Source organism: Paenibacillus sp. FSL H8-0260, assembly GCF_045040625.1.
GTDB classification, from domain to species: domain Bacteria; phylum Bacillota; class Bacilli; order Paenibacillales; family Paenibacillaceae; genus Paenibacillus_AQ; species Paenibacillus_AQ odorifer.
Genome location: NZ_CP150298.1, coordinates 6,095,787 through 6,112,648 on the forward strand (window position 1 = coordinate 6,095,787; position 16,862 = coordinate 6,112,648).

Sequence of the window (16,862 nt, forward strand, 5' to 3'; positions counted from 1 at the left end):
TATAAGAAAAATCACGCAAAGGATGGTTTATTATTATCTACTTTTCCGCTGATAAGCTTCTTATATTCGTCGTCTCCGCCGTCCAAAGAAGGTGCAGTATAAATCTGAGCTGAAGCTGGCTGCTGAGCAGAATGACTCGAGCCTGCTTTTCTTTTGGTGCTTTTGTCATCGCCGCCTGCACTCCTGCTCCCACCACTCGCAGATCGGAGAACAGCATCGGATAAGCTGTTAATACCTTTTATTCTCTTCATGCTGAATCCTCTCCTACTAAATGATTGATGGTACGGAATAAATCCTGATTATTCCCAACTACCGCCTTAAGATCATCTGCAGATAATCCATCACTTCCTGAGAAATGAACGGAAAGAACATACTTCTTACCTAGAGGATAGCATAGGATATATACCTCTGCAACTTCCGTGCGTTGAAAAAAAGTCCATTTACTCGATAAAAATGCATCTACCACACTAGGCTGCTTCTCATTCCCTTTCGTTACAGACAAGGGATAGGAGTGACCGCGTCCGACATTCCCCCCCACCTGAACAAGTTGTTCCTTCTCTTGTGCCTGCCAGATGGCTGCACCGATTACACGACAATGCTTCGGAGGTAAAAAGGAATTGCGTATCGCCTCACTAAGTGCGTGATACTTCTCTCCATTCTCGGAGATGGTCACATTACTATTATATTGCCAAAAAAAATGAAGGATACTTTCCTTGCGCCTTAAATCCATCCTTAGCTGCTCTAAATCTTTAAGCGGGTCACGGAATCTTCCACGCTCTTGAATACTATTAATAATCTTACCACAGCTCACATCCACAGCAGCCGTAGGATTATCGTGATGTACTTCATACTCTAAAGATGTAATTCCCGCTAAATCAGATAGCAGATGATATTCTTCTACATTTTCTCCAGGGATGAGATCATCACGCGCAGTTACCTGATCAGGCACTAGACAAAAAACACGGCTGCGCCGTAATCTAGCCCAAAACAAACCCATTTCAAACCCCGTATTATCGCGGGTCACATAATAATATTTACCACGGATTTTGGCGACATCATCTGGCGAGAACACAAATACGGCAAAATCGCTCTCATCCAAATTTCGCTCCAACGCCTCCATAGTGTATTCATTCGCCCGAAAAGCGTTGGCATACCAAGGATGCACTTCAGCATCCCTCTTCAGCTGCTCATGAATCGCTCTTGCATAACGTATAGACTCCCTGGAAGATCCAATGAATAGCTTTGGTTTAGTCACGGCAATGCTCCTTCATCCTCTTTCCCGATATGTAATAATTATACAAGTCTTTAGACCACCAGAAAAGAGGCCATATTCTCAAAAAATATTATTCTAAACCTCGTAAATTGGGTAAGGAATTACGACTACTCTCAAAAAGCGAGGATACTATGAACAAAATGATAGGTGTCACCCTGCTCACAGCTTGCCTTTTGGGTATAGCAGCGCCACAGTCTGCTGGAGCAAAGACAGCAGCGGGAAGTTATACCGCACAGGTATATGCGAGTTCTTTAAATGTACGCGATGAACCGGCTAAGAATGCAACTGTTGTAGGATCAATTAAGAATGGGGCTCGGGTTACTGTGACTGATGAGCAGCACGGATGGTTAAAGGTTAAGGCGGGGAGCACCTCTGGCTGGGTAGCGGGTTATTACCTAAAAAAGGTGAACAGCAACTCCCTGCAATCCAGCGCTTCTGGAACGTCTATTGCTACTAAAACCAATACTGCCTCGTCAACATCAGCCAATGCTTCTAGTAGAACTTCAAAGGCTACAGTCACGGCTAATTCTCTGCGCATCCGAAATGGCCCAGGAACACAATATAAGGTGCTCGGTTCTTTAAAAGCCAAGGATACAGTCACTCTCCTTCTTCATCAGAACGGCTGGGCTCGAATTCGTACAGCCAGCGGTGAAACCGGTTGGGTGGCAGAGCAGTATATCCGAAGTGGAAGCACATCAAGCAGTACGAGCAGCATAAGTACCGTCCAGCATAAAGGCGGACTACGAGGAAAGCTGATCGTCATCGATCCTGGTCATGGCGGGAGTGATCCAGGCATGCTTGGCACTACATATAACACCATGGAAAAAGATTTGAATCTGCATACTGCACTTTATGTCCGCGATGCTCTTGTTGCTAAAGGAGCACGGGTAGAGATGACGCGCACCCGAGATGATCAGAAGCCGACGTTAGCGCGTCGTGTTCAGATGAGCCAAGCCCTGCGTGCTGATGCTTTTGTAAGCGTTCATTATAATTCTTCACCTAAAAATGTGTCCGGAACGTTGACCTTCTTTTATTCAGAAGCGGATGATTTGAAGCTGGCGCGGGCGATTGAAACCCGGCTGGGGCAAGGCATCGGTCTGAAAAGCAACGGGTTGTCCTTTGGCGATTATCACATCCTAAGGGAGAATCGGATTCCAGCTACCTTGGTTGAGCTTGGATTCCTTACCAATCCTACAGACGAGTCCATTGTCCGCAAGGCCTCCTATCAGAAAAAAGCGGCTAAAGCCATCGCTGAAGGCGTTGCGGATTATTTTAAATAACTGGCTGGAACAACACTCCAAAAAAAAGCCCGACCCATGTATCTCTCAGGTATGATCTGAGGAGATCTGTGGGTCGGGCTCTTTTGACTGCTTCCTTATACGAGCATTTGATAGACCAAGAACAAGTTCAACGATACAACCAGACCGGAGATAATCCAGCCCAGAGTGGCTGTCATTTTGCGATTCACTAACCCGCCCATAATCTGGCGATTGCTTGTAAACACAACCAGCGGAATCAACGCGAACGCAATCCCAAAGGACAGGATCACCTGACTGATCACGAGCGCTTTGGTTGGATTCACACCAAAACCAATGATCGCTAGTGGCGGAATGATGGTAATCGCACGGCGCAAGTACAGGTTAATTCTTTTGTTGATGAAGCCTTGCATAACCACATCGCCAGCCATAGTCCCTACGGAGGAACTCGACAGTCCCGCAATGAGTAGTCCCAACCCAAACGAGATCGCCGTTACTGGCCCAGCTAAGTGACCAAATTGTTGAAACGCGACATCCAGATCCTCAACCACGAGACCATTTTTGAAAAACAATGCCGCGGAGACAATAACCATAGCCAGATTTACTGCACCTGCGATAATCATCGCAATAATAATATCTATAAATTCCAATTTGAAAATCTGTTTTTTCTCCGATTCATTCACCCCGACGATACGGTTCTGTGTAAGTGATGAATGCAGGTAAATCGCATGTGGCATCACGGTTGCGCCTAAAATTCCTGCGGCCAATAGGATGCTGTCCACCCCTTCAAACTTAGGTGTAAACATGCCTACGGCAACTGCTCCCATATCCGGTTTAGCTACAATAACTTGAAAAGCGAAGGCTAATACGACTATAAGGATCATCGCGGCAATCCCTGCCTCTAAGGAGCGATATCCCCGGCGTTGCAGCTCTAAGATAGCAAATGAGCCCACCGCAGTAATCAGTGCTGCTGGCAGCATCGGAATATCAAATAAGAGATATAGTCCTAATGCCGCCCCGATAAACTCTGCCAGATCCGTAGCTATAATCACTAGCTCACTTTGAATCCATAAGAAGATCGATACACTCTTCGGAAAACGATCATGGGCGATCTCAGGCAAGTTCTTGCCTGTCGCAATCCCCAGCTTGGCGGATAACGCTTGGATTAGCACAGCCATTAGATTAGAGGCCACGATCACCCACAATAAGAGATATCCATATTTGGAGCCCGCCGTAATATTGGTGGCAAAATTACCTGGATCCAGATAAGCAACAGCAGCGATAAAAGCTGGGCCTAGAAAAGGAAGTAATCGTTTAATCCCTTTGATCTCCCCGTTAAGTACGGCTTGTGCTGAAATCGAGTTCTTATGTTGTTTTATATGTGGTTGTTCTACTAAAGTTTGTTCGAGCATTTCAATTCCTCCTCTTGCCCTGAAAAAGTTGTCTATATACACGAAAGTTTCCCCTGTGCAACTTATATTTAAAGTATATGCTTATTTCTGAAAAATGTAAACATGTTTCATATGGAATTTTCATTTGCTTGTTCACCAACGACTAGGCACAAAAAAAGCTGGACGATGATCAGGAATTACCCGATCTTCGCCCAGCTTAAGCTGCTTATGAATTTTTCTTCCATGTGTCCTTCAGCGGTACTATCCGGTTCAGCACCAGCTTATCTGCCGTGGTATACTTCTTATCCACGCAGAAAAATCCATGCCGGATCAATTGAAACTTATCCTCTGGTCTTGCGTTGCCCATCGATGGCTCCAGCAAACAATCCTTCAGGACCGTTAAGGAATCTGGATTAAGATACGCGTCCCAGCGCTCACCGTCTTCTTTAGGACCGTCGTTATCTTTCAGCAGACGCTCATATAGATGAACATCAGCCTTGATAGCCTGGTCTGCCGATACCCAGTGAATGGTTGCCTTAACCTTCCGTTCATTAAACCCGCTTCCGCTCTTCGTTCTCGGATCATAGGTGCAGCGAAGCTCTAGGATTTCTCCGGTAACTTCATCCTTGATTACTTCATTGCACTTTATGAAATAAGCACCCTTCAGCCTTACTTCGTTCCCCATAGTCAGCCTGTGATACCCTTTTGGCGGCTCCTCCATGAAATCTTCTTGTTCAATATAAAGGGTTCGTGAAAAAGGAACCTCTCTTTCTCCAAGTGACTTATCTTCACTGTTATTCTCAATCGTCAGCCATTCATTATGATCTTCAGGATAATTAGTAATGACCACTTTTAAAGGCTTAAGAACAGCCATCACACTTGGAACCTTTGCCTTCAGATCTTGTCTAAGCGCATGCTCTAACATGGCAATATCCACAATGGTGCTATTTCTGACAAAGCCAATTTCCTTCACAAAATTCCGGATACTCTCCGGCGTAAAACCTCTTCTGCGTAAACCGCGAAGCGTAGGAAGTCTCGGGTCATCCCAGCCATCCACATAATGGCCTGTAACCAGCTGTCTGATATACCGTTTACTCGTCACAACTCCGGTGATGTTCACCCGTCCAAACTCTCTTTGCTTAGGAGCCTCAGGGATATCCAGCTCCTTCAATACCCACTCATAGAGCGGCCGATGATCCTTAAATTCAATCGAGCATAAGGAATACGTAATCCCTTCGATAGCATCTTGTATAGGATGGGCAAAATCATACATCGGATAGATACACCATTCGTTACCCGTTCTATAATGCTCCGCATGAATGATTCTGTAAATCACCGGATCACGTAAGTTGATATTAGGTGAGCTCATATCTATTTTAGCCCGCAACACTCTGGCTCCCGTTGGATAATCTCCAGCTTTCATCTCCGTAAATAACCGCAAATTCTCTTCCACAGAACGCTCCCGGAACGGGCTGTTTTTTCCCGGCTCCGTAAGCGTCCCTCTATAGGCTGTCACCTCTTCAGGTGATAAATCACAGACATACGCCTTTCCTTTTCGGATTAACGTAACTGCGCTATTGTATATTTTCTCAGAATAGTCTGATCCATAAAAAATATAGTCCGGTGGATAGCCCATCCATTGAATATCTTCGATGATGGCATTTACATACTCCAGATCCTCTTTTAAAGGATTGGTGTCATCAAAGCGCAAATGGAACTTCCCGCCATACTTTTTCGCAGTCGTATAGTTTGTATGAATAGCATACGCACTGCCAATATGCAGATACCCGTTAGGCTCCGGTGGAAATCTCGTGCATATATCTCTACTGTAAGTCCCTGCTTCCAGCTCTTCTTGAATCAATCTGTCGATGTAACTCTCTGTTAATACTTCCGGTTCCTCGTTCATTGGTGTTACCTCCTGTTTATAAGTGATATCCGCCTGCTTAATCTGCAAAATAAAAAGAACCTCACCTCCAAGACTTATGGTCTTGGGGACGAAATTCTCGCGGTACCACCCCAGGTTCATTAATATGTCGCCATATTAATCTCATCAAGTACGGCAAAACATCTTGCGCAATGCTTATACTCTAGCTCTATAACAGGAGCTCCCGTCATACCATCCCCTTAGTCCGGTTCCGATATGCCGCTCAGAGGCTTGTTTCGATAAAATCCCCCTTACCCTGTTCTCATCATCCAGGGCTCTCTGTGAAGGAATGATTTCATGTACTCTTCTCGTCATCGCGTTTGATTATTTTGTATAGGATACCAAAAAGATAACCCTATGTAAATGTGCTTATTCCCCGCTAAGCGCCGTTAGGAGCTCCAATACTACTTCATTGTCAGGCTCTGCAGCCAAAGCTCTACGCGCGTATTCCAATGCAGCAGCTTCAGCTCCTAGCTCATAGTTACAGATTGCCATGCTATACAGCACTGATGCCAATGGTTCTTCCGTACTCGCATGCATGGAGCGTTCTAAGTAACCCAATGCTTCCGCGAATTTATCCATTTCATACAGCAGCAACCCCGCATCTAGCGACAAATCATAACTCTGTTCCATCGGATAATAGCCCGTCCACATCAACTGTATACCTCGCTGTAGATCCAGCATTTCTTCATCACTGGCACCCGGCAGCAGCTCCGAAATCTGTTCAGCGCTATGGATAAACCATTCAGCATCATACCCACCCAAACGCCAAAAGGCCAAAATTTGCTGCAGCCCCATCGTATCTAATTGCTGATCCATCCATTCCTTCATACTAAAGAAATCATCCGGGCCAAAACGTTCTATAAACCGCTTGTAACCCAGCCGAGTGTTTGTATAGCTCAGCGGTGTTGGAAGCATAAGAATACAGCCGATGTTCAGGTTTTTATAGTGATGACTGGTGAATATTGAATGCGCACCCTTTTGTTTCAGCACATGCTCTATCGCATGATAATTCGCGGTCAAAGAGAAGCTTCCGTGATGAATCAGCAATGGAGGTTCTGCAAATTCCCAGTTCTCTAAGCGATGGTCACCCTTATCCGCTGTAAGCAGCACGAATCCCTCTGTAGAGAGCCGCGCAAGCCGCTCCAGACAAGTAAGCCCCACCACCGGAAAGAGTATATGTGAATCCTCCAGCTTCTGCTGATAAAGCGTTATAACGTCATGATAGGGATAAGTCTCCTCTTCATAACTAGCCGCACGCCGATAATGGTACTGCGGGATGATTTTGCCGAGCGCATCGGAGGGGTTATCCGGATCAACTTCCGCCGAATACTGGATCGAAACCTCACATTCATATATTTTTCCTTCATCCACATAAATTAATTCTTGCGGAATGCTGTCAAAAAAGTAATTTGCCACAATCACCAATGGCTGCTGTAAATCACCCGGCCGAATGCTGAGCTTAGCGTGTACTAAATGTAGTTCTACATCCTGCACAGCATCAAAACGAGCGAAGTCCAAAATACCCTGCTCTACGTAAGGAAGTAGGCTCGGGTGCTGCTGCCAGCTGGATATATTTTTGGAAGGCAAATCACTCATCACATAACGAAAAGGAGGAAGAGGAATATCTGCGTAGTCTACGATTTCACATAACTTTTTAAGCACATGGAAGGCTAACCGGCCTGCTCCCGCTCCAAGTTCTAGAATCGTAACGGTCTCTGAGAGATGCCCTTGTCCAGCCCGGTCTTGCAGAAATCCAAAGATCATCTCTGCGTATGCTGTCGCAATCATAGGGTTACTCGTGATGTACTGCGGGACCTGATCATTATTCCAAGCCTTTAATCCCTGCTCTTCATAATATGTTCGTTGCAATTCCCAAATCGGTGCTTCGCTGAAGCGATATTGCTGCTCTTTGTTACCTGTCATCTGTTTCTTTACCCGCTCTCTGTCTAGCTTGTTGGAATAATCTATAGCAATTGCCTTATTGCGCTCTCAAGGTGCGTGACCTGAAAATGACGTATTCAGCCTCTGTTGGAATGGTAACGGAAAATGTTAATAATGCCGCCTTGGAGGTTGACGAATCAGGTCCTTTCAACGTTTGATAAAAAGAATTCCCTTTACTGTCCACACTCACCAGCTCTAATTCCGCGTTTCCTTTAGGGATGATGAATCCGGAGGTATTTTGCACGCCTAAGGTTAATCTATATTCTTTCCCGGATTGAGCCTGCGTTAGCATAGTAGGATATAACGGATACGGATGTGCTGTCGTTTCGAGTGGATAAGGAGCAAGCGCACGATCTGCCTCAGACTTCACCCATTCCTCCCCTTTTCTGGCTCCAATGCCAAGGGTTAATTTATTCACATTATTAAATTGCACTTCCCAGCGAAAAGACTTAAGCCCTTCTAAAATGGGGGACGCCGGAACAAACAGAGTGCCATCCTTTATCTCTGGAGCAACGCCTAATGAATCTACGGTCTCCCCATTAAAATCTGCCTCTAGCTGCCCTGCTTTAATATTTCCTACCGATCGGTCCAGCAGTGAAACAGTAATACTCTTGCTCAGAGCGTCATAGAGCAAATCTGCGCCAATCGCATTGGAGAAGGCTCGAATCGGCACCATTAATTTACCTGCTTTGAAATAAGGGGCGAGTTTACCTGGAAAAAGCACGTAATATCCCCCGTATGACAGTGGCATTACCTGTGTCCCTAACTGGACAGCTGCCGACACCGATGTAGGTGTAACCGCAGATCCCGCGGCGAACATAATCACTAATAGACCTATTACGTAAGCTTTTATTTTCCCTAATCGTTGTAAGGACTCCTTGATGTGAATCATCACAAACCCCTCTCCAGTTCATCTAGAACCTTAGCCTCTATTAGTAATAATCAATGATGACCCTACACATGTCAACTTGTACCACTTCTGCTATCCATCATAAAAGACAGCATTCCGCATATATTTTCATTGAACGCTTTAGGAACAAGAAAGGAGAACCTCTTATGACTTCTGCTGGACAGGATTCGGCAAACAAAACAAACATCCCCCAGCCCATCCGAAGCGATGGCACAGGGGGATTAGATAAAGGACCCCGCGATGTTATGCGGGATCTTGAGAACCCGGATATGTTCGTACCTCCGGTGACTGATGCGGGCCTGGTTCCCAATTTAAAATTTTCTTTCTCAGATACGCATATGCAGCTTAATCATGGTGGCTGGTCCAGAGAAGTAACCGTCAGAGAACTCCCTATCGCAACTACACTGGCAGGTGTGAATATGAGCCTGACCCCCGGTGGAGTACGAGAGCTTCACTGGCATCAGCAAGCGGAATGGTCTTATATGCTGTTAGGCCGCGCCCGGATTACTGCTGTGGATCAGAATGGACGGAACTTTATAGCAGATGTAGGACCTGGTGATCTATGGTATTTTCCGCCGGGTATTCCTCACTCTATACAAGGTCTTGAAGAAGGCTGCGAATTCCTCCTAGTCTTTGACGACGGGAGCTTCTCCGATCTGAATACCTTGTCTATTTCCGATTGGTTCGCCCATACGCCTAAAGAGGTACTTTCAGCTAACTTTGGAATACCTGCCGAGGCCTTCGACTCCATCCCCACTGAACAGGTTTACATTTATCAGGATCAAGTTCCCGGGTCATTACAAAGCCAAAAGGTGCAATCGCCATATGGAGAAATTCCACAGAGCTTCAAACATTCGCTGTTGGCACAGCCTCCATTGAAGACTCCTGGCGGGAGCGTCAGAATCGTTGACTCCAGCAACTTTCCGGTCTCCAAGACCGTGGCTGCTGCACTGGTAGAGATTGAACCTGGAGGAATGAGAGAGCTCCACTGGCACCCCAACAACGATGAGTGGCAATATTATCTTACCGGAAAAGGACGGATGACTGTGTTTGCCGGAAACGGTGCAGCACGTACCTTTAATTACAGGGCTGGCGATGTTGGGTATGTTCCTTTTGCATTTGGACATTATATTCAGAATACAGGAGAAGAATCGTTGTGGTTCCTCGAAATGTTCAAAAGTGACCGTTTTGCCGACGTCTCTCTGAACCAATGGATGGCTCTCACTCCCCATGAATTGGTTCAAAGTAATTTGAACGTTGGGCCCGAAGTGATCAATGCCTTACGGAAAGTGAAATGGCCAGTGGTGAAATACCCTAAGTTAAAAGAATAGGTTACTTTCTCCCTTTGCTTATTCACCCGTCTCCGCAAATTGTTTGATTCTTTCACCAATCTGGTCACGCACATGCTGGAACACTGCCCACTTCTCTTCATCACTCCCTTGCGCTTTTGCCGGATCATCGAAGCCCCAGTGTTCCCGTTTGACCTGCGGAGGGGTCATTGGACATTTATCCGCAGCATCTCCACATAAGGTAATGACCAGATCGGCATTATTCAGCAGATTAGCATCAATAATATCCGAAGTCTGGCCGGAAATATCTATGCCTACTTCGCTCATCGCTTGTACAGCTTTTGGATTTAGACCGTGAGCTTCAATACCTGCACTGTACACGCTCCATTCTTTTCCTAGATATTGCTTAGCCCAGCCTTCAGCCATCTGACTTCTGCAGGAATTCCCTGTACATAAAAAATAAATCGTTCTCTTGTTCATCTTGATCTTCCCCTGTCCAAATTAGTTAATCAACAACCACATATAAAGACCTAAAAGCGTAATAAATAACGTTGGAATGGTTAAAATAATACCTGTCTTAAAATACGTTCCCCAAGAAATCTTCACGCCTTTAGCCGAAAGTACATGTAGCCACAGCAGTGTGGCGAGTGAGCCAATCGGAGTGATCTTCGGTCCTAAGTCCGAACCTATAACATTCGCATATATTAAAGCCTCTCTAATGATTCCAGTGGTATGCGTCGCATCAATGGCAAGCGCGTCAATCAGAACGGTAGGCAGATTATTCATCAGCGATGAGATCAATGCAGCTATGAAGCCCATACCCATCGTTGCGGCAAATAAGCCCTGATCAGCAATAGACCCAATCATCTTAGCAAGTAAATCCGTCAGCCCAACATTTCGAAGTCCATATACTACGACATACATTCCGATAGAAAAGAACACGATCGCCCAAGGCGCTCCGGTAATCACTTCTTTCACCTTGACGTAAGGGCTTCTTCTCGCGAGAAGAAGGAACAAAATAGCTATGATCCCCGCAACCACAGATACCGGAATACCCAAAAATTCGCTGACAAAATATCCTACCAAAAGAACAGCCAATACAATCCATGACAGCCGGAACATTTTTTTGTCTTTAATCGCCTCATGCGGATCTTTTAGCTGTGAATCGTTAAAGTGCTTGGGAATACTTTTGCGAAAAAAGAAATAGAGCACCACGATGCTCGCCACAAGTGAGAACAGCGTAGGTATGATCATCTTGCCTGCATACTCCATAAACGTAATCCCGAAAAAATCCGCTGATACGATATTGACCAGATTGCTGACCACGAGCGGCAATGAGGTGGTATCGGCAATAAAACCGCTGGCGATAATAAACGGAAATACTTTTTTCTCATCAAAATGCAGCGCCCTTACCATCGCAAGCACAATAGGCGTAAGAATCAGAGCCGCTCCATCATTCGCAAAAAATGCAGACACTAACGCACCAAGAACGATGACATACACAAACATTCGTCTGCCATTCCCGCGGGCAGCCCGCGCCATATGTAAAGCAGCCCATTCAAAAAATCCGATTCGATCCAGAATTAAAGAAATCAGAATAATAGCCACAAACGCTAAAGTAGCATTCCACACGATCTGCGTTACATCCAGAACATCATTAAAGCTGACTACCCCAGCTAGCAAAGCTATAATCGCGCCACCGCAGGCTGACCATCCAATCGATAAATTACGGGGCTGCCAGATTACAAGGATTAAAGTTACTAAAAATATAAGGATAGCTACAATAGCCAAAGTGCCATCCCCCTTTTACTGCCAATCCACATCTTTTTCAACACTCCTATATAAGCATGTGACTTCAATCCAACATCATTATATAACTATATAGTTATATATAAGTCATAAAAATTCTTACCTGAAATTTAGTCGCAGCATGGCTCTTTAGCCTCTTTATTCAGTTCAGCCAATATCGATTTGGAACTAGGCATCTGTTGAAGAACAGCTTTAAGATGTGGTTTATCCTCGACATTTAACGAATAATGTACCCACTGTCCCCGCTTGCTTTCCCGAACGATTCCTCTACTTTTCAATTTCCGTAAATGCTGGCTAATCGCCGGCTGGGAAATGTCAAAGATATCAACGAATTCACACACGCACCATTCCCGCTCTTTCAGAAGAGAAAGCATTGCCAATCGTGTCTTATCTCCGAACAGCTTCAAGTCTTCAGCAATCTCCGTTAGTGTCTGCATTCCTTCTCTCCTCCTCTTGAAAGTATATAAGCTAATACTTATATTCTAGTGAATCTACCAGTCGGAAGCAAGAGTTGATTTTTAGCGGGCTATCGTCCACTCATGCTCCAACATACTGAACATCAAAGAATCCCGCCATCCATCTTTAATAAGCAAAGCATCCCTTAATCTTCCCTCATAGGTCATACCTATCTTGGTGAGTACCTTGGATGATCCGCTATTTCTAGGGTCACAGGTCGCATATATTCGATGTAGTTGCAGTTCTTCAAAACCAAATTTCAACATTCGTCTGGCCGCTGCTGTAGCGACTCCCTGTCCCCAGGCATCAGGATGGACAATATAGCCGATTTCGCCGCTTCTGTCTGTATGGCTTCTAATATTTAATTCAATCATGCCGATCAAATGTTCAGTTCCTACTGCAACTATGGCTTGCGCGAACCGAGTTCTGGGAACTTTTTGAGAGTCTTCTATTGCTTGGTTCACAAATGAAAGGGTCTGCGGTTGCCTTAAGCTTCAGCCTGTTAACTATTCATAGGGTTGAGAGACAGGGATCCAGACGATAAACTGGGTTCCTTCCCCAACCTTGCTCTCCACTTCTATTTTACAATCATGCATTTTTAGAATTTTTAATACAATAGATAATCCAAGTCCATTCCCTTTATGAACGCTGCTCCGCGCTTTATCCACCATATAAAAACGATCAAAAATGCGGGGCAATGCTGCCTCTGGTATGCCTTGACCAGAATCTTTAATAGAAACCTTCACAAACGCTATAGAACGCTCGATTTCGACATGAATGATACCCTCTTGGCTTGTATATTTTATAGCATTATTGATTAGGTTTTGCCAGACTTGATCAAACAAATCTTTATCCACCGTAATTTGGCAGGGTAATAAATCCAATTCTATCTGAATGTTTTTCTGTGCCCATTGTGGCTCCGCCAGAACGATCGCTCTTCTTAACTGTTCATCCAGCTGAAAAGTGGTGAGATTAACCGGATGATGTTCTGAATCAAGCGACGCTAATCTAAGCAGATTGTCACTTAGGCGGGATAAGCGCAGCGTTTCCTGATAAATAATATCCAGATGTTCTTTTTGCTCTTCTACTGGAACCACACCATCTTGCAGCGCTCTAGTAAACCCTCTAATGGACGTAAGCGGAGACTGCATTTCATGAGAGACATTGCTGACAAAATCATCACGAACAGAGTCTATCTTTTGCAGCTCACTAGCCATATGATTAAAGCTTTCCATCAGTTCCCCGAACTCATCTTGATTTTTATGCGTCAAGCGCACAGATAAATCGCCTGATGCCATTTTTTTAGCTGCTTCCGTCAGACGTTTGATAGGCTTAACAATGAATCCGGACATCAAGAGAATCAGTAAACTTCCAATGACTAAAACCGTTAGAAGTGTAAAAAACACGTTGCGTCTGAATGTGATCAAGCTCGACGAAAAATCAATTTTAATGATGAGCGCAGCTTTCTCCTTATCTACGATGGGAATGCCAACAATAGCAACACCAGACTTATCATTAAGCATCACTGCGTCTGTGGAATCCGGCTTAAATAGAGCGGCAACCTTCTCCTTATCCACTGAAAAAACAGCATCACTCCACTCATTCACTCTCACTTTCGCAATATCGACCCCATATTTATTGAGCAGTTTAGTAAATGCCTGTGCTTTTTCCGGATCATCGATTAGGGTAAGCACTTTGGCTACGTCTCCAGCTACTCTAATGAAGATATGGTTTGGGGTCACATTATTTTCGGAAAACCGTACATTTAGCAAAAAAGAGATCATTAAGCTGACGATCACAATCCCAATGAACGTAATGACAATACGCAGACGCAGGCTTTTTTTCAACATTCAGGCCAACTCCAGACGGTATCCAAGTCCTCTTACCGTAGAAATAATTAGCTCGGGAATCGATTCAAGTCTTTCTCTCAGACGTTTGATATGCACATCTACCGTACGCTCGTCGCCTTCATAATCGACACCCCAAATATTTTCTATGAGCTGAGAACGCGTGAATATTTGCCCTGGCGAACCCGCCAGAGCAAATAACAACTCACATTCCTTTTTCTTCAACTCCACCGTTCTCTGAGCCGTAACAACGTTCAAATTCCCCAGATCAATCATCACTGCGCCTAGTTGAATCACACTCGAGGAGGTTAAATGATATCTTTTTAATAGTGATTTTACCCTCAGGACCAATTCAATGGGATCAAACGGTTTGACTAAATAATCATCTGATCCGGCATTAAATCCTCTGACTTTGTCCTTAGATTCTCCTCTAGCTGTAACCATCAGAATTGGAATATCGATATAAGACCGGATATCTTCGGTCAATTCAATACCATCTACATTTGGCATCATCACATCTACAATCACCAAATCGATCTTTGTATGCGCTAGAATGTCTAATGCCTCTTGACCGTCTGCTGCTTCCACTACGGAAAATTGGTTTTTTTCAAGATATAATCGTATTAATCTACGGATATGAGAATCATCATCCGCCACTAGAATCGTGTTCATCTCTCAATTTTCCTCTCCGCTAACCTATTTATTCATATCGTAGAGATTCCATTGGATCCAGTTTGGCAGCCTTAGAGGATGGCATCAAACCGGCGATAATACTAATCAGGGTACTCACAACGATCCCAAATAACACATAATAACCGGATAGATTAATAAGTTTCACTCCAAAAGCATTGTCCAAGAGAATATTTAACACATAACTAATGACAATGGCAAAGAGTACCGCAAAGATACCGCTGAATACACCTAATAAAGCTGATTCAGAAAAGAATATACGTTTGATATCTTTTTTCCTTGCGCCAATTGCCCGAAGAATCCCAATTTCCTTAGTCCGTTCCACTACACTGATATATAGCACAACCAATATCATGATCCCTGATACGAGAAGTGAAATCCCGGCAATACCAGAGAGAACTATAGTAGCCATATTCACATAAGTTGTGATTCGCTCCATGATTTTTGCCGATTGAGAACCTGAGAATCCAGCATCAACAGCGGCTGCATTAATATCATTCACATATTTCATATCGGTTGCAAAAGCATTAACTTGAATTGGACCTATTGTAATCCCCTTGTCAACATACATTTGCTCCAAAGTCTGCGCTGGAAGATAACCCGTGGGTTGCATTTGCGCTCTTGGATCAGTGCTTTCATAAATACCAGAGATAGTGACTTCTTGTTCCAATGTGATCGGTTTATGCTTAGCATCCATTTCATTAATATATAGATAAATCGATTTCCCTACTAAAGACTCTGGACTGTCATTTCCGCTTAATTTACTTGCCGTTTTCACGGGTAATAATATCTCTTTGCCCTCTGGAAAAGCCCCTGCGGTAATCGTCTCTTTAGCAAAAGCATCCGTTAAGGTTGTTAATTGTGTAAGACTAACCGTCTGATCTGCATAAACCATAGTAGATTTGCCCGAAATGGAAGTGATGGTTTCTACATAATCAACATTTGGAATATTTCGGATGGTTTCAATATCGGCAGCCGTAAACGTTTCGCCGGGCAACATCATTGCCTCTGGACCTTGCATGCCTTTAGCTTCTTCACTGGGTTTAGTTATATCCACGAGTAAAGGATCCATACTTGAATTAATTTCGTCATTCATATAGTTCGTAATTCCATTCCCTAAGGAAAGCATCAACAGTACGCTTAAAATACCAATAGACCCACCCAAAGCTACCAATACATTACGTTTGGCGTTGAGTTTCATGTTCTGCAGAGCCATTTTAAAAGATGCAAATAAACTGAGATTCCGGGATGACCCCTCTCCTCCATCGTAACTAATCAAAGAGCGGTCCTTTAACTGAATATCATCTTTAATCCGTCCTTCTTCCACCTTTACGATACGGGTACCAGAGTCGGCTACTTTCTGTGAGTGGGTCACGGTAATGACCAATATCCCTCTTTTGGCTATGCTGTCCAATAAGGCTAAAATTTGATCGCCGGTATCCTTGTCCAAGGCCCCTGTAGGTTCATCTGCCAAAATAATATCAGGATTATTCGCTAGCGCGCGGGCGATGGACACTCTTTGCTTCTGTCCACCGGACAGCTGATTGGGACGTTTTTTCAGGTGCTCTTTCAAGCCTACCTCAGTCAAAATATCTATAGCACGTTTATTACGGTCCTTCTCACTGGTATCCGTCATCTGCATCGCCACTGTAACATTCTCCAAAACTGATAGATGCGGGATCAGATTGAAATTTTGAAAAACGAAACCAATATTGTTCTTACGATAATCATCCATTTCCTTTTCGGTCATCGTGCTTAAATTCTTTCCGCGGACAAGGACCTCGCCCTCATAATCGGAGTCCATTCCCCCAATGATGTTCATCAGTGTGGACTTTCCGCAGCCAGACTCACCTAGAATAGAGACGAATTCACCTGTCTCAAAGCTTAGATTCACATCATGGAGTACTGGTACCTTTTCTTTACCGTACAAAGTATATGATTTCTTTACATGTTTAACTTCTAATATTTTCATTTGTTTCTCTTCCTCTCCTGGTCATGCTCTATATCTCTTTTGATGTTTCATATCCTAACAAATTTGTGTGAACTGATAATGAACTGGCTAGCCACATGGAA

General features: G+C 44.2%; 15 protein-coding genes and 1 other annotated feature. Of the genes, 2 read left to right on the plus strand and 13 right to left on the minus strand.

What is annotated here, in order from left to right:
• Positions 1-11: 11 nt before the first annotated feature.
• The gene (locus MHI51_RS27020; protein ID WP_036680302.1) at positions 12-251 is read right to left on the minus strand and encodes a hypothetical protein; all 240 of its coding nucleotides are present in this window, start codon (positions 249-251) and stop codon (positions 12-14) included.
• A complete protein-coding gene (locus tag MHI51_RS27025; protein WP_179087513.1) occupies positions 248-1,255 on the minus strand; it encodes a TIR domain-containing protein in 1,008 nt (335 codons plus the stop codon). The genes MHI51_RS27020 and MHI51_RS27025 overlap by 4 nt, the downstream gene beginning before the upstream one ends.
• A 149-nt stretch (positions 1,256-1,404) precedes the next feature.
• On the opposite strand from MHI51_RS27025, the gene MHI51_RS27030 reads away from it, so the two are divergent.
• On the plus strand, positions 1,405-2,553 hold the full coding sequence (locus MHI51_RS27030; RefSeq protein ID WP_076193640.1) for an N-acetylmuramoyl-L-alanine amidase: 1,149 nt from the start codon (positions 1,405-1,407) through the stop codon (positions 2,551-2,553).
• Positions 2,554-2,648: 95 nt separating this feature from the next.
• Here MHI51_RS27030 and MHI51_RS27035 read toward each other — a convergent pair whose 3' ends face one another.
• From MHI51_RS27035 to MHI51_RS27050, 4 genes are all read right to left on the minus strand, one after another.
• Positions 2,649-3,941, minus strand: a complete 1,293-nt coding sequence (locus MHI51_RS27035; protein WP_076219332.1) for an Nramp family divalent metal transporter — start codon at positions 3,939-3,941, stop codon at positions 2,649-2,651.
• Between the two features lie 205 nt (positions 3,942-4,146).
• Entirely contained in the window at positions 4,147-5,826 is a 1,680-nt protein-coding gene (locus MHI51_RS27040; protein ID WP_405173390.1) for a glutamine--tRNA ligase/YqeY domain fusion protein, read from the minus strand.
• A gap of 81 nt (positions 5,827-5,907) precedes the next feature.
• Positions 5,908-6,168, minus strand: a binding site (T-box leader).
• A gap of 45 nt (positions 6,169-6,213) precedes the next feature.
• Complete coding sequence (locus tag MHI51_RS27045) at positions 6,214-7,770, minus strand: SAM-dependent methyltransferase (RefSeq protein WP_076280271.1); 1,557 nt, start codon at positions 7,768-7,770, stop codon at positions 6,214-6,216.
• A 55-nt stretch (positions 7,771-7,825) separates the two neighbouring features.
• Complete coding sequence (locus tag MHI51_RS27050) at positions 7,826-8,680, minus strand: copper amine oxidase N-terminal domain-containing protein (RefSeq protein WP_076219329.1); 855 nt, start codon at positions 8,678-8,680, stop codon at positions 7,826-7,828.
• A 164-nt stretch (positions 8,681-8,844) separates the two neighbouring features.
• Between MHI51_RS27050 and MHI51_RS27055 the strand changes: the two genes are divergently transcribed.
• Positions 8,845-10,029, plus strand: coding sequence for an oxalate decarboxylase family bicupin (locus MHI51_RS27055; protein WP_405173391.1), 1,185 nt, complete (start codon positions 8,845-8,847; stop codon positions 10,027-10,029).
• Between the two features lie 18 nt (positions 10,030-10,047).
• Here MHI51_RS27055 and arsC read toward each other — a convergent pair whose 3' ends face one another.
• The 7 genes from arsC to MHI51_RS27090 form a co-directional block, all read right to left on the minus strand.
• Positions 10,048-10,467: an arsenate reductase (thioredoxin) gene (arsC, locus tag MHI51_RS27060; protein WP_405173392.1), complete on the minus strand. Its 420-nt coding sequence runs from the start codon at positions 10,465-10,467 to the stop codon at positions 10,048-10,050.
• A 21-nt stretch (positions 10,468-10,488) separates the two neighbouring features.
• On the minus strand, positions 10,489-11,778 hold the full coding sequence (locus tag MHI51_RS27065) for an arsenic transporter (protein WP_076277127.1): 1,290 nt from the start codon (positions 11,776-11,778) through the stop codon (positions 10,489-10,491).
• 128 nt (positions 11,779-11,906) lie between these two features.
• On the minus strand, positions 11,907-12,233 hold the full coding sequence (locus MHI51_RS27070) for a helix-turn-helix transcriptional regulator (protein WP_076128778.1): 327 nt from the start codon (positions 12,231-12,233) through the stop codon (positions 11,907-11,909).
• A gap of 81 nt (positions 12,234-12,314) precedes the next feature.
• The gene (locus MHI51_RS27075; protein ID WP_076304790.1) at positions 12,315-12,716 is read right to left on the minus strand and encodes a GNAT family N-acetyltransferase; all 402 of its coding nucleotides are present in this window, start codon (positions 12,714-12,716) and stop codon (positions 12,315-12,317) included.
• Between the two features lie 42 nt (positions 12,717-12,758).
• Entirely contained in the window at positions 12,759-14,102 is a 1,344-nt protein-coding gene (locus MHI51_RS27080) for a cell wall metabolism sensor histidine kinase WalK (protein ID WP_076277125.1), read from the minus strand.
• Positions 14,103-14,771 (minus strand): response regulator transcription factor, encoded by a 669-nt coding sequence (locus MHI51_RS27085; RefSeq protein WP_076128780.1) that lies wholly within the window; start codon positions 14,769-14,771, stop codon positions 14,103-14,105.
• A gap of 28 nt (positions 14,772-14,799) precedes the next feature.
• On the minus strand, positions 14,800-16,761 hold the full coding sequence (locus MHI51_RS27090) for an ATP-binding cassette domain-containing protein (RefSeq protein WP_076128781.1): 1,962 nt from the start codon (positions 16,759-16,761) through the stop codon (positions 14,800-14,802).
• Between the last annotated feature and the right edge of the window lie 101 nt (positions 16,762-16,862).